Consider the following 13,241-nt stretch of genomic DNA (forward strand, 5'->3'; position numbering starts at 1 on the left):
ATGCCTGATGACCATAGCAAGTTGGTCCCACCCCTTCCCATCCCGAACAGGACCGTGAAACAACTTTGCGCCGATGATAGTGCTGCAACCAGTGTGAAAGTAGGTTATCGTCAGGCTTGTTATATAAAAAAACCCCGCTAGGTGCGGGGTTTTTTTTCGTCTGCAGCATTCATCGGATCAGATGCCCCAGGTGATGCTTTCACCCTCCGCCTTGGCCGAGCGCAGCATTTCCATCAAGGGATAGGCGCGCTGTGAAAAATGCACTTTTTGTGCGCGCGCATGGGCGCCTGTTTCGCCGTCTTCCAGCGTTTCCGGCGTATGCGCATCGTGTTCGATGTCATTTTCCGGATGCAGTTTGCTTTCCGCGACTTCTTTTTCCAGCAGGGCCAGGGCATCGCCCGCTTCCGCTGGCGTGATGACGCCGCGCGTGGGGTTCTTGTGCAGGATGTCGAGGATGCGCTGGGCATGCTCCTGGTACATCAGCACTTCTGGGGAGGATTTGGATTTGAATGAGATCAACATAAGCGCTTTCTGAAACTTGTTGTTAGTGTCGAAACAATATCACGACTTGAAATGTCGCACAGGCCGTCCGATTGCCCGGATTGCACATTTGCAAGCCGGATAGGGCCATCTGTTGGACAACGCACGTATTTACAAGAGCGTGTTTACCGTGAAAACATCCGTTTAAGCGATCGTTAAGTCTCAATCCAGTTTCACCGAGTCCATGAAGGTGTCGATGGTGTCACGCGACAGCTTGCTTTCTTCACCGAGTATGATGATCTGGAAGATGCGTTTGTCCTGCGCCACAAAACGGCCGACCAGCAGGACGGGCTTGCCCTGCTGCGTCCCCGTCGCTTCGACGCTCAGCGCGCTGCGTTGATGGCTGCCGGCCGCCGTGCTGCTGGCCGTCGATGCGGATTTCTCGCTGCGCACGACACCATTGATATTTTTCAACAGGGCTGTCTGCATGGCGGGCAGGGCCGTTTGTGCCTGTTCCGCGCTGTCGAGCATGGCGCTGCCGATGGCGAAGGTATTGCCATCGACCTCGCTCGCCGTCATGGTCAGGCTGACTTTCTTGCCGTCGAGATCGATTTCGCGCGTCAGCACGGCCGGCTTGCCCGGAAACAGGGCCGTAAACTGGGCGTCGGGGCTGCGATAGTCGCGCCAGTCGAATTTCGGACTGCAGGCGGACAGGACGCTGGCGGCCGCGAATGTAGCCAGAAAGAGGGCAAGTGATGTTTTTTTCATCAGCAGATGGTAGCAGCGCTGCCAATCACGCGCAATCGCGCACGTGCGGGGTTCACCGCTTGCCTTATATCTCGCGCAGTACGCGCCGGTACTGGATCGCTTCGGCAACATGCGGTTGCGTGATGGCGGGGCTGCCCGCCAAGTCCGCGATACTGCGCGACACGCGCAGCACCCGGTGGTAGGTGCGCGCCGACCAGTGCAGGCGCGTCATGGCGCCATGCAACAACTGTTCGCCATGTGGTTCCAGGCGACAATGTTGTTCGATTTCCGTGTTACTCAGCTGCTGGTTCGCTTTTCCCTGGCGTGCCAGTTGCAAGGCATAGGCTGCCGCTACCCGCGCGGCGATCGCTTGCGTACTTTCGCCGGCGCCTGCACGTCGCCCCAGCGCCGTCGGCGGCATGGCGGCCACTTCAATCTGCAGGTCGATACGGTCGAGCAGGGGGCCCGACAGACGATTGTGATAGCGCAACACGGCATCTGGCGTACAGCGGCAACGACCGGAAGCGTGACCCAGATAGCCGCACGGGCAAGGATTCATGGCGGCAATCAATTGAAAACGGGCAGGAAACTCGGCCTGGCGTGCCGCGCGTGAAATGCTGATCACGCCCGATTCCATGGGTTGGCGCAGCACGTCGAGCACCCGGCGGTGGAATTCGGCAATTTCATCGAGAAACAGCACACCGCAGTGGGCCAGCGAGATTTCACCTGGCCGCGGCACGTTGCCGCCGCCCACCAGGGCTACGCCGGACGCCGTCTGGTGCGGGGCGCGATAGGGCCGCCGTTTCCAATGTTCCACCTTGAAGTGGCTGCCCAGCGAATGCACGGCCGCCGATTCCAGCGCCTCGTCATCGCTCATGGGCGGCAGCACGCCGGGGAAGCGGCTGGCCAGCATGGTCTTGCCTGCGCCCGGTGGTCCCACCATCAGGACGTTGTGACCGCCCGCTGCCGCCACTTCCAGTGCGCGTCGCGCCTGCAGCTGCCCTTGCACGTCGGCAAAGTCGGGATAGGGAAAAGCGTGCGCTGCCAGCACGGGCTGGTGGCGTTGCAGGGCAGTCTGGCTGGCGTGCCTGGCAAAATGCGCGCAGACCTCGAGCAGGCTGTGGGCGGGATAGATGCAGGCATCGCTGACGAGAGCCGCCTCGTCCGCGTTCGCCTGCGGCAGGATGAAGGCGCGTGGCGTGCCTGACTGGCTGCGCTGCATGGCAAAGGTCATGGCCAGGGCGCCGCGGATGGGACGTAACTGGCCAGACAGCGACAGTTCGCCCGCGAATTCATAGTGCTGTAATTGGTCGCCCGGCAACTGGCCGGAGGCGGCCAGGATGCCCAGTGCGATGGGCAAGTCGAAGCGGCCCGATTCCTTGGGCAAGTCTGCCGGCGCCAGATTGGCCGTGATGCGCCGCGCCGGCATCTCGAAGCCGCAGTTTTGCAACGCGGCACGCACGCGGTCGCGCGACTCCTTCACTTCCGTATCCGGCAGGCCGACTATCGTAAAGGATGGGTGAAAAACACCAAAAGTATTTACGCAATTCCTGCTGATTTGCTCTATTGGTACTAAAATCCACCCACACATTTCTTTTTGTTGCCAATTTAAAATGCAATAAGTACAATTCCCTTGTTATGTTCGTTGTTCCGATGTTCAACGCGTTCGTCCGAAAAGGATTTGATATGGGATTCGAAATTAAGGGGTTAAAAGAGGCGCAAGAGAAGCTGAAGTTCTTGGCCTCAGTGGACGACCAGGAATTACCTTTTGGGGAACTGTTGCCCCCTGAGTTCATTTCAGCAGCATCATCGTACGGTTCAGTAAAGGAACTTTTTGACTCTAGCGGTTTTACTGTCAACAGCCATGAAGACTTAAAGCCGATCCCCGTTGATAAGTGGGACGAGTTTATTGCTGAACATACCAGTTATCCAAGTTGGCAAGAGATGCTGAGTGCGGCAACGGCGAAATGGATAGCGAACAAACGCTGAATTTTCTAGGCGGCTTTCAAAATCCTGTACACGGACGCTATCCCGATGCCAGCGGCGTCCGCTATTTCTTGCCTCGTAAGCCCTTTTGATGCCAGTTCTAACACTTTGGCGCTCTTGGCCTGTGCTGTTGGTGCGCGGCCCTTGTACTTGCCTTCGGCCTTCGCTGCTGCTATTCCGACTGCTTGCCTCTCCAGCATTTGTTCGCGTTCAAAGGTAGCGACGGATGCAAACAGATTGAAGGTTAGGCGTCCGTTCGGGGTGGCTGTGTCGCAGTTCAGGTCAAGAATGCGGATTGTTGCGCCAGCCTTAGATACTTGGGCTTCAATTTCCATCATATGGATCATAGAGCGCGCAGCCCGGCTTAGGGAGGTGAACACCAACACATCACCCTTGACGAGCTTGGCAAGCACTTTGGCGAACTCTGTGCGCTCTTCCATCTTCATGCTGCTTACTTGCTCTTGGAAGATTGATTGATTGTCGCAGCCTGCGGCCTTCAATTTTGCGATCTGGTCAGCCAAGCCTGCTAGTTGATCCGAAGTCGAAGTTCTTGCGTAGCCGTAGATGGTTGACATATCAATCCTTTTTACAAATAGAGTCTAGATGCAATGATAATATATCATATGGGTATATTTTGCAATCTATTGATAGGTTTTTGGCTTTGGCAATTATCGACCGTTGAACCCTGCCCTTGTGATAGAGAAGAAGATTAAGGGCGCAACATTTCCCATAGTTCCATGCCAACCGCCTCCGCAAGATGCTCCATGTTGTCAATCGAGATGTTCCGTTCGCCTCTTTCAACTTGGCCTATGTAAGTTCGATGAAGCCCGGCCTTCTCTGCGAGGACTTCTTGAGAAAGCTTCAAATTTTCGCGGGCGCGGCGAAGTGTTAGGCCAAAGTGGACTTTAAGCGACGCTCTTTTAGTAGTGGTATCGGTATCTTTTTTCACCTCGTAAGGGTGAATTTTTGATGACTATGGGTCTACAGAGTTTGAGTAGCTATGTTAACATTCACCTTGAGAATAACTAGAATTAATTGCATATTTGATACGCTCTTCAGAAGTTCAGCATCGAGTGGGGCAGTAAAAAACAAGGTGCATCCTACGAGGAGACGGCGTTGCGTGCGATTTCATTTACATATCCATAGGAATTACAGTGAATAAATTAATATTGGTCTTCTTAGTATTGTTTTGTGTATTTGAACCAGCTATTGCACAAAAAAATGGCGATAGTGTATTGGAGTGTCGCACTATAAAAGATAGTGGTAAGCGTATGCAATGCTACGATAAAATCTCTGTATTAGAAATAAAAGAGAAAAAGAAAACGGAAAGTGTCGTAGCTCATTGGGAGAAGGAGCCAAATTCTTTTCTTTCAGTGAAATTGGGTGAGAAGATAGAACTTTCCATTTTAAACATTTGCCCTAATTATCCAACATATGACAATAGCTTTTTTGCTATTGATACTATAAAATGGGAAAATTCTGGAAAGCCGCTGTGTTATTTTTTTTACAGCAATGATAATCACACTTGGGCAAAATTTTATGGGTATGGAGTAGAAGCTTTTCGTGATGGTAAAATTATTTTCAATGATAGTAAAATTGTTGAGAAAATTTCTGTTAAATTTTTCTCTTATGATTATGCCGGTGTCTATGATTTATTGGTTAAGCGCTATGGAATACCTTCTGTGACAAAAAAGAGTGAAATAAGATTGGTGAGTGGTGCAAGCCTGCCTAATGAAACAAGTATGTGGATGGGCGAGAAGGTAAATATTCTTCTTGAGTCATTTGCAGAACGTCAAATTGATGGGAAGATTCGAGATTACGGGCAGGTTATAGTCGCCACTCAAGAATATATGAAAAAAAATGAATCAAAATCAAATGAAAATATTAAGGAAATGGCTGATAAGCTATAGTATTTGATTTGATTGAATATTTTTATGTTTTCAAGTATTTGTGCATTTTAGATAATTGGAAATTTCAGAAATGTGCATGAAGTTAAGTCCTCTTTTTGTGTATTTGTTAGATATTTCTTCGGGTAAATTATTGCCGAAAATAATAATGTAATTCTCGCGGCCAAGAGTTTTTTGGATTAGCAGGTGCTTGGTCAGGCTGTGGTTGAAAGCATGTAAGAGGCAATCGCTACGCCATTTAGAGTTCCACAATGCTTTGCTTACTTCATGGTATTTTAGGTCTGCATCGCTGCCGAAGCGATAACGATACTGCGCACGAAGTTTTTTTTCGGATGCCTCGTGCGACTGCTTGGAGTTCAATACTGAAAACTTGGTTTCAAAGAATGTAACTTTCCCGGTGACACTGCATGTGTGTTTGAAGTCCGGTAGATATGTTCCAGTGAATCCACGTTTGTCCGTGAACTCAGTTTGAAAGTCTGGTGAGAAGGACTGGCAGGGAAGAACATTAAGTGTTGCGAGAAATTGGGCGGCGTCGCCTTCGGAAATAGATGCAAAGCGTTTAGACATAGGAATATCCTTCAAGTGATTTGAAATTGAGTTTTAATATTTGGGAAAGGGCCGAGATGGGCCGCAGGGCATTGCTGAGGAATGGCTAAACTTCAGTACAGAAAAACATGTACTTCGTATTAAGTAAGAATATAGTGCTTGGTGTGATCAGGGTGATCAGAAAGTATAAGCTACTGTTTTTAAATGATAATATGGTAATTCATGGGGTGATCATTAGGGTGATCATGGGGTGATCAAATCCCTCTTGGGGTGATCAGAATGGCGCTGATGGCGTTGCTGTGGTGTGGCTTTCAGCAGGTTCCCATTGGCGCTTATGCGCTACTCTAATTTCGTCTAATTTCATATTGATCGGGTGGCACAAACTTGTTAGCTTTCCGTCGATACGTGGTCTTGCATTTACATAACCGGCTTCACGTAACAGGTGCGGCACTTGCCGGGAGTTCGGGCGCTGCATCTTCTCGGTGTCGTAGGCATCCATTAATTCCGAGTGAGTGAACACAACGTGTTCTAATATGTAGTTATTTAGGAATTGCGAGTGGATATCCGCAGACATTCCAATCATGCTTTTTAGGTTAGCGCTTTGGTCGATGTGCTTCGGATTGAATCCTTCAAGGGAGTAAGACATAAACCAATTGTGTACAGCGCACAATGAGCCAGGTAGCGCAAGCCAGTCAGCCAATGTCTTAATGAATCTTTGCGTTTCTTCTTTGTCGTGTCGATGAATTAACGGGGCGGGTGAGTACCAACGTCTTTCATTTTCGGCAAGGTGCAAAGGGCGGTCGTCGTTGCTGGCGAGCATGAACCGTGTGTAAGTTCGCACCATTCCACCTTGTTGGTGCTTGCGTTCCGTGTAAGCCCGTTCCTCTGATAGTAAGCTTTTAAGTTTGGTTTGGGTGTCGTCCGATCCTTGCGCGGGATCGTCAAGCAGCACCAGCAAGTTATCTTCAAGCATCGTAGAAAACTGCCCCATCACTTTGGAAAAGCTGCTTACCACACTGGTGTGATGTAGTAAGGGATGAAGGATTGACTCCACAAGGAAGCCTTTGCCTGTACCTACATCGCTGCATAGCATTACGTGCCACGATGGGCGTTCTTGGGGGTACTGGAATATGTGAGAAAGCCATTGTGTAAATATGTGGCGCTCTGCTGGATCGGGAGCGAGGCGTTCTAAGTATTCCAAAAACAAAGGGGAAACGCTGGCGCTGTCTGTCGTTGGTGTGTACTTGCGATACGTATTGACATACAAACATTCCGTTTGTGGTTCTGTAAAAAACTCAGTATCGACAGGTACAAACTTAGTACCGACTACGTGAGGCAAAGTGTAGGTGATGTAGGACGGCGAACGATAGGAGCACTTTTGCTTGTTCACGAATAGCCAGCGGGAAAAATCGTTGTCAATGAATGATAGGGGCAAGGGTTTACCGTTGAAACGGTTGAATAGGCGGGTGTAGTTGGATGAGGCATCATCAAGCTTGCAGAATCCGCGAGCTTTGAGAGTTGCAACATAGGCGGCAAGGGTGATCTTGTCGGCGGGGCTTGGTTTATTAGGCGGTGTTGGTGCTGGCGTTTCAGGCGTTACTAGGGTTAGGTTTGGCACGGTCATTGATATCCTTGTTCAATAGGTTGCCGGAAGCGGCGGTAAGAATCAGTTGTTCGATCAGTTTTGAAGATGGCATAGCAGCGCTCTCACACAGAGTTTTCAGCATGATCCAAGTAGATGGTAGTAAGTAGATGTAAGAGCGTTGCAATGCTTGCCCTGCGGCGTTCTGGCAGGTCTGGCGCTGGGTATGAGGGATCGTGGTCGGTCGATTTGTCATGATGCGGTTGCTCTTTTGAAGGCCACTGTGTACCTGGAGGGGGCGTTGAGGCGGAAATTGCACAGAAGCTTGTTGATGACGAATTGTGTAAATTTAACTCCGCGTAACGTTCGGTGGCCTTCGGTGTTTAAAACGGTGGCAATCTCTTTTGCGCCTATGCCTTCAAGGTGAAGGGCATGCAGTCGGGCGATGGTGATGTCAATTGGTTGAATCATGTTGCTTCCTTTTTAAAAATATGATATAGTTTTCATTGGGGTACTTATTATTCCTTTATTGAGTTAGCATTATACCATAATCGTGTCTTCTTGTCAATAGGGCAAACAAGCAAGCCTCGTGCCAGATTTTAAAAATAGAATACAAGCATACTCATTAAACAAAATGAGAATGATTCTTATTTATAAAATATTCTGTAAGGCGCTTTCTCTATGGCGTTGCAGCGAAGATTAGCGCCAAATATGGTTTGGCTAGGTAGGTGCCAACTCTCCCAAAAGAACGTCTTAAAGGCTGTTTTATAAGGGATAAGTGGCACTTTTGAGGCTCTTTTACGGCTAATTTGGGCTGTGGGGCGTGGGGTACTAAACCATATCTGATTCGTCCGAGTGGGAAGTGTAATGTTGTTTAAAATATCACAACTTTCTTGGTTGTGTGCCTATGCAAGGCTTTAGAAGTCCACAATCGGATAAGGTTCCTTCTGTGCATCCTGTAACCGTATGCGTTCGTCTAATTCCTCTATGTAGTCGATAGGTGCAATAACGTTGCTGTCAAGTTGCATATAGGCAAGAATTAGCTTGTTGCTCCGGAAGATTCCGTAGCCTGTAGTATCCCTGCTGTCCCCGCAACCTTTCCTAATCGCCACAACAATCTTGAGGCGCTTTAGGAGGGCGTTAGCTTGCGCTCTGCCTTCATAACTCACTAAGTCCAGATCGGCGAAGAACGCTTCCTTGTCAATGATAGTGTCAGCCGCCAAGGAAGCGGCGAGGGTGTTACGTTCATCAATCAGGGCTGCAATGACCTGCTCTTGCTTCTGTAATGACTGCGCGCCACGAGCTGATGGGAACGAGTCAAGTGCCGTTGCTAGGTCTTGTAGCTTGTCTTGCTCCGCTAGAAGTTTGCCCCTTACTGCCTGCAAGTCATGTTCTAACTTGGAGGCGTTGGCTTGAACTAAGGACTGATTGCCAACCTTGGCGAGTATTTCACGGAATACGAGTTCTGATTCGTCCAGTCTCACGCTCTTGGCGTCACATATGCCCTTGCGGGTGCCTTGGCAAGTGAGGTACGTGTAACCTTTTGGCGGCAAGCCTTTACTGACCATGTGCATAGATGACTGGCACTTAGTGCACAGCGCAACACCTGACCAAACATTGAAGTTTTTAGATTGCTTGGTTGACCGGTTGATGTAGCGGCCTGTACTGGCCTCTTGTGCTCGGTCGAATAATGACTCTTCGATAGCTGCGGGGAAAAAGCCGGGGATAGCATTGCCAGACGGTGTACGAGCCTTGCCTGATCCTGTGCGGGGCTGATATTCGCCAAGGACTGCTCTATTAGATAGTAAGCGGTTGATGCTGGTAGTCGCCCATGATCCCCCCTTAAACGCTGGGATGCCTTCCCCATTCAGTATCTTGGCAATCGAGCCTCTTCCTCTGCCGTCTATAGATAGTTGAAAGATGCGGCGCACAAGTTCTGCTCGCTCGGGGTGCAAGGCATAACCCCCTACCTTGGTGTAGGTGATCCAAAGGGGGGCATTGTTGCCAAGGGGGGTAAGGTCGGCGGCGGCATTTTCCTTCTTCTTGCGCCATGCATCACCCAGAAGGCCGGACTTCCTCAAGCTTTCCCCGTGCGCTCGCGTCATTATGAAGATCGACATAATTAGATCAAGCTCTGAAAATTCGCTGGTGTACACCTTACCGTCAGTTAGCGTGACAACATTGATGTTTGCGTTCAGGAGGTCGATGAAACGCGGTAGGGCGTGCTTGACATGCTCCCTGCTGAGGCGATCTAAGTTTTCTACTATCAGGGTGGAGCCTGGAGGGATTGAGCCGTCTTTGACGAGGCGTAGGAAGCGGGCGAGTTGTCCGTTTTCTCCGAGGTGTTCGGCCTTGAACCCTGATTTGCCACGGTCAAGGAAGGTGTACTCCTCGCTTTGAACCAAAGATAGATTGTGTTTGGCGCAGTAGATGGCGCACTCTTCAAGCTGCCTTGGCTCACTACGGCCCTTGCGTTGTTCAGAGGACGAGAATCTTATATATGAATAGGCTTTGTGCATTGGTGTATTCTAGCCGTCCTTTGTAAACGAAGGCAAGCCATTGGCAAGGTGGACTTCGACACTTACCTCGGGCGCCTCCATGCCGGCCAGGGCGCGGCTTTTCAGGACGGCCAGGCTCATCAGACTCCCCTGTAGCGCGGACGCGGGCAGGATCAGTCTAGCGCTTGAAAAGGTGTGAGGCTTGAGGTATGCCAGCAAGGTCGCCGATTACGGCGCCCTGCGTGCAGCAGCGGTTCAGGCTTTTGGATCGTTCAGGCGCGTTTCCAGTTCGATCAGACGCAATTCCAGTGCATCCAGTTTGGCACGGGTCTTGGCCAGCACTTGCGCCTGGATATCGAATTCCTCGCGCGTGACGAGATCGAGGCGGGCGAAGCCCTGGGTCATCATCGATTTCACATTTTTCTCGATATCCTTGGCCGGCGAGTTTTCGATGGCTTGATGGATCTTGCCCTGCAAGTCGTTAAAGAAGGTATTCATGTCCATGGTCAGTCCTTTTATGGTGCGGCCTGTGCATCGCACCATTGCGGTGCACAGCGGCGTTAATCTGGTGCGAAACTGGGCGCTTCATTGTGCTTCAGCAGTCCGTTGCCGCATTCCTGGCCGTGTGCAGGGTATGTATGGACGGAAATGCACCTGTCAAGGTGGCAATAGAGCTGGCACGTATTCTGCTAAAGAAGGTATGAACGCTTTGTGATCTCCAGCCAAGATTTTAAACCTCAACCGCTTTAAAAGTTCAATAAAAGGGAATCGCCATGAAGAATCTGTCCAAGAACATGACTTTAGCTGCAGCGTTGACGCTGGCCATGACCGCCTTGTGCGGTAGCGCCATGGCCCAGGATGCAGTGGCGGCGCCTGCTGCGGCCGAAGCGGTACCTGATAACGTGGTGAGCTACAACGTGGCGCTGACCAGCGACTACCGTTACCGCGGCATCTCGCAAAGCCGCTTGAACCCGGCCATCAGCGGCGGTGCCGACTATACCCATAACCCGACGGGCCTGTATGTGGGCACCTGGCTGTCGAGTATCAAATGGATCAAGGACGGCGGCGGCGATACCAATCTGGAATGGGATATCTACGGCGGCAGGCGGGGCGAGATCAGCAAGGATTTTACCTATGACGTGGGCGGCCTGTACTACTTCTACCCATCGAATGGACTGAGCACCAATGCCAACACCTTCGAGCTGTATGGCCAGCTGGGCTATGGCCCCGCGTACATCAAGTACTCGCATTCGACCACCAATCTGTTCGGCGTGGCCGACAGCAAGAACAGCGGCTACCTCGACGTGGGTGCCAACGTCGAGGTGCACGACGGTTACATCTTGAATCTGCACGCCGGGCGCCAGAAGGTAGAACACAACGATTCCCTCAGCTACAGCGATTACAAGATCGGCGTGACCAAGGACTTCGGCATGGCGACCGTTGCCCTGGCGGTCGTCAAGGCCAATATCGTATCGCTGGCACCGAATGGCAAGAATCTGGCGAAATCCGGTCTCGTGCTGACCGTATCGAAAACCTTTTAAGCGAGACAGCCATGAAAATGATTACTGCAATCATTAAACCGTTCAAACTGGACGAAGTACGCGAAGCTTTGTCGGCTATCAATGTGCAAGGCATTACCGTCACGGAAGTCAAGGGTTTCGGCCGCCAGAAAGGTCACACGGAACTCTACCGTGGCGCCGAGTATGTCGTTGATTTCTTGCCAAAAACCAAGATCGAAGCGGCCGTCGATGACGCCATTGTCGACCAGGCCATCGAAGCGATCGAAGGCGCCGCGCGTACCGGTAAAATCGGTGATGGCAAGATTTTCGTCTACAACCTGGAACAGGTCATCCGCATCCGTACCGGTGAAACCGGCAACGAAGCGCTCTAAGGGGAATATTGATGCATAAAAATATAACAAAATTGCTAGCCGGGATAGCCTGTCTGTGTGCGTTTGGTGTCGCCACGCCGAGCTTTGCCGATGCGCCCGCCAAGACGGAGGCTGCCACGACCGCGGCCGTCGCCGCTCCGGCCGTGACGCCCGTGCCTGACGCAGCCGCACCGGCTGCCGCCGCTCCGGCCCCGGCCGTTGCCGCGCCAGCCGCCGCGCCCGTTGCCAACAAGGGCGACACCAGTTTCATGATGATCAGCACCTTGCTGGTGATCTTGATGACGATCCCCGGCCTGGCCCTGTTCTACGGCGGCCTGGTGCGTTCGAAAAACATGCTGTCGGTGCTGATGCAGGTGTTCATGGTGTTCGCGCTGGTCATCGTCCTGTGGTGCATCTACGGCTACTCGATTGCCTTCACGGAAAAAACCGCCTTCTTCGGTGGCTTCGACCGCCTGTTCCTGAACGGCATCTGGGATCCGGCCAAGGGCACGTTTGCCGCCGCCGCCACCTTCAGCAAGGGCGTCGTCATTCCCGAGTTCGTCTTCGTCGCTTTCCAGGGCACGTTTGCCGCCATCACATGCGCGCTGATCGTCGGCGCCTTTGCCGAGCGCGCCAAGTTTGCCGCCGTGCTGGCCTTCGTCGTGCTGTGGTTCACGTTTGCCTACCTGCCAGCGGCCCACATGGTGTGGTTCTGGACCGGTCCTGACCTGATCACCAATGCCGCCACCTCGGCCAGCGAAGCCTTGAAGGCGGGTTGGATCTGGCAAAAAGGCGCGCTGGACTTCGCCGGCGGCACCGTGGTGCACATCAACGCCGCTGTCGCCGGCCTGGTGGGGGCCATCATGATCGGCAAGCGCGTCGGTTACGGCCGCGAATCGATGGCGCCGCACTCGCTGACGATGACCATGATCGGCGCTTCGCTGCTGTGGGTGGGCTGGTTCGGTTTCAATGCCGGTTCCTCGCTGGAAGCGGGCGACGTGGCGGCTTTGGCCTTCGTCAATACCTTGCTGGCAACGGCCGCCGCCACCCTGTCGTGGGTGTTTGGCGAATGGATTTCCAAGGGCAAGCCTTCCATGCTCGGTGGCGCGTCCGGCGCCGTGGCTGGCCTGGTGGCGATCACCCCGGCGGCCGGCTTTGTCGGCCCGATGGGCGGCCTCGTCATCGGCTTGCTGGCCGGCGTCGTCTGCCTGTGGGGCGTGAATGGCCTGAAACGCCTGATCGGCGCCGACGATTCGCTCGACGTATTCGGCGTGCATGGCGTGGGCGGTATCCTGGGTGCCTTGCTGACGGGTGTGTTTGCTGCACCACAACTGGGCGGCCAGGGCATCTTCGACTATGTCACCAACAAGATGTCGGCGGATCCGTACTCGATCGGCCACCAGGTGTGGGTGCAGGCGCAAGCGGTCGGCACCACCATCCTCTGGTCGGCCCTGGTTTCCCTCGTTGCCTATAAACTGGTCGACATCGTCATCGGCCTGCGCGTACCGGAAGAAGAAGAGCGCGAAGGCCTCGATATCACCAGCCACGGCGAGCAAGCGTATCATGGCTAAATAGCAATTATCTGGCATGCCAGCGCCCCGGCGCGGCATGTCCTGCTGGAAAAG

The 13,241-nt window shown here is 52.5% G+C and carries 15 protein-coding genes, 1 rRNA gene and 2 pseudogenes; 6 read left to right on the forward strand and 12 right to left on the reverse strand.

Annotated elements, in window-relative coordinates; translation table 11 throughout:
- Window positions 1-3 precede the first annotated feature (3 nt).
- Window positions 4-116: ribosomal RNA gene (gene rrf, locus O3300_RS25950) — 5S ribosomal RNA — on the forward strand.
- Between the two features lie 61 nt (window positions 117-177).
- Here the strand turns inward: rrf and O3300_RS25955 are convergent.
- The 3 genes and pseudogenes from O3300_RS25955 to O3300_RS25965 all read right to left on the reverse strand — a co-directional run.
- Window positions 178-522, reverse strand: coding sequence for a DUF1840 domain-containing protein (locus tag O3300_RS25955; protein WP_071325465.1), 345 nt, complete (start codon window positions 520-522; stop codon window positions 178-180).
- A gap of 180 nt (window positions 523-702) precedes the next feature.
- Window positions 703-1,248, reverse strand: coding sequence for a hypothetical protein (locus tag O3300_RS25960; RefSeq protein WP_305054522.1), 546 nt, complete (start codon window positions 1,246-1,248; stop codon window positions 703-705).
- A 64-nt stretch (window positions 1,249-1,312) separates the two neighbouring features.
- Window positions 1,313-2,746: pseudogene (locus O3300_RS25965) on the reverse strand (YifB family Mg chelatase-like AAA ATPase); the annotation flags it as partial.
- Between the two features lie 167 nt (window positions 2,747-2,913).
- Between O3300_RS25965 and O3300_RS25970 the strand changes: the two are divergent.
- Window positions 2,914-3,216 (forward strand): hypothetical protein, encoded by a 303-nt coding sequence (locus O3300_RS25970; RefSeq protein ID WP_305054523.1) that lies wholly within the window; start codon window positions 2,914-2,916, stop codon window positions 3,214-3,216.
- Window positions 3,217-3,221: 5 nt separating this feature from the next.
- Here O3300_RS25970 and O3300_RS25975 read toward each other — a convergent pair whose 3' ends face one another.
- Window positions 3,222-3,788 (reverse strand): recombinase family protein, encoded by a 567-nt coding sequence (locus tag O3300_RS25975; RefSeq protein ID WP_305054524.1) that lies wholly within the window; start codon window positions 3,786-3,788, stop codon window positions 3,222-3,224.
- 134 nt (window positions 3,789-3,922) lie between these two features.
- The gene (locus O3300_RS25980; protein ID WP_305054525.1) at window positions 3,923-4,162 is read right to left on the reverse strand and encodes a helix-turn-helix domain-containing protein; all 240 of its coding nucleotides are present in this window, start codon (window positions 4,160-4,162) and stop codon (window positions 3,923-3,925) included.
- A gap of 205 nt (window positions 4,163-4,367) precedes the next feature.
- Here O3300_RS25980 and O3300_RS25985 point away from each other — a divergent pair, with 205 nt between their 5' ends.
- On the forward strand, window positions 4,368-5,123 hold the full coding sequence (locus tag O3300_RS25985; RefSeq protein ID WP_305054526.1) for a hypothetical protein: 756 nt from the start codon (window positions 4,368-4,370) through the stop codon (window positions 5,121-5,123).
- 30 nt (window positions 5,124-5,153) lie between these two features.
- Here the strand turns inward: O3300_RS25985 and O3300_RS25990 are convergent, their stop codons facing one another.
- The 7 genes and pseudogenes from O3300_RS25990 to O3300_RS26015 form a co-directional block, all read right to left on the reverse strand.
- Entirely contained in the window at window positions 5,154-5,687 is a 534-nt protein-coding gene (locus O3300_RS25990) for a hypothetical protein (protein WP_305054527.1), read from the reverse strand.
- A gap of 253 nt (window positions 5,688-5,940) precedes the next feature.
- The gene (locus O3300_RS25995; RefSeq protein WP_305054528.1) at window positions 5,941-7,290 is read right to left on the reverse strand and encodes a primase-helicase family protein; all 1,350 of its coding nucleotides are present in this window, start codon (window positions 7,288-7,290) and stop codon (window positions 5,941-5,943) included.
- Window positions 7,256-7,504: a hypothetical protein gene (locus tag O3300_RS26000; RefSeq protein ID WP_305054529.1), complete on the reverse strand. Its 249-nt coding sequence runs from the start codon at window positions 7,502-7,504 to the stop codon at window positions 7,256-7,258. The genes O3300_RS25995 and O3300_RS26000 overlap by 35 nt, the downstream gene beginning before the upstream one ends.
- A complete protein-coding gene (locus tag O3300_RS26005) occupies window positions 7,501-7,719 on the reverse strand; it encodes a hypothetical protein (protein ID WP_305054530.1) in 219 nt (72 codons plus the stop codon). Before O3300_RS26005 ends, O3300_RS26000 begins: the two co-directional genes overlap by 4 nt.
- Before the next feature lie 446 nt (window positions 7,720-8,165).
- Complete coding sequence (locus O3300_RS26010; RefSeq protein ID WP_305054531.1) at window positions 8,166-9,767, reverse strand: recombinase family protein; 1,602 nt, start codon at window positions 9,765-9,767, stop codon at window positions 8,166-8,168.
- A gap of 21 nt (window positions 9,768-9,788) precedes the next feature.
- A pseudogene (locus O3300_RS28440) lies at window positions 9,789-9,887 on the reverse strand (magnesium chelatase subunit ChlI); the annotation flags it as partial.
- A 114-nt stretch (window positions 9,888-10,001) separates the two neighbouring features.
- Window positions 10,002-10,250, reverse strand: coding sequence for an accessory factor UbiK family protein (locus tag O3300_RS26015; RefSeq protein ID WP_035824443.1), 249 nt, complete (start codon window positions 10,248-10,250; stop codon window positions 10,002-10,004).
- Window positions 10,251-10,519: 269 nt separating this feature from the next.
- Here O3300_RS26015 and O3300_RS26020 point away from each other — a divergent pair, with 269 nt between their 5' ends.
- From O3300_RS26020 to O3300_RS26030, 3 genes are read left to right on the forward strand one after another with little or no spacing between them, the layout of a single operon-like run.
- Window positions 10,520-11,287 carry a TorF family putative porin gene (locus O3300_RS26020; RefSeq protein WP_305054532.1) on the forward strand — a complete coding sequence of 256 codons (768 nt, stop codon included), beginning with the start codon at window positions 10,520-10,522 and terminating at the stop codon, window positions 11,285-11,287.
- A gap of 11 nt (window positions 11,288-11,298) precedes the next feature.
- Window positions 11,299-11,637, forward strand: a complete 339-nt coding sequence (locus tag O3300_RS26025) for a P-II family nitrogen regulator (RefSeq protein ID WP_010393464.1) — start codon at window positions 11,299-11,301, stop codon at window positions 11,635-11,637.
- An 11-nt stretch (window positions 11,638-11,648) separates the two neighbouring features.
- A complete protein-coding gene (locus tag O3300_RS26030; protein ID WP_305054533.1) occupies window positions 11,649-13,187 on the forward strand; it encodes an ammonium transporter in 1,539 nt (512 codons plus the stop codon).
- Window positions 13,188-13,241 lie beyond the last annotated feature (54 nt).

It is taken from the genome of Janthinobacterium sp. SUN206 (assembly GCF_030587305.1).
GTDB lineage: Bacteria > Pseudomonadota > Gammaproteobacteria > Burkholderiales > Burkholderiaceae_D > Janthinobacterium > Janthinobacterium kumbetense.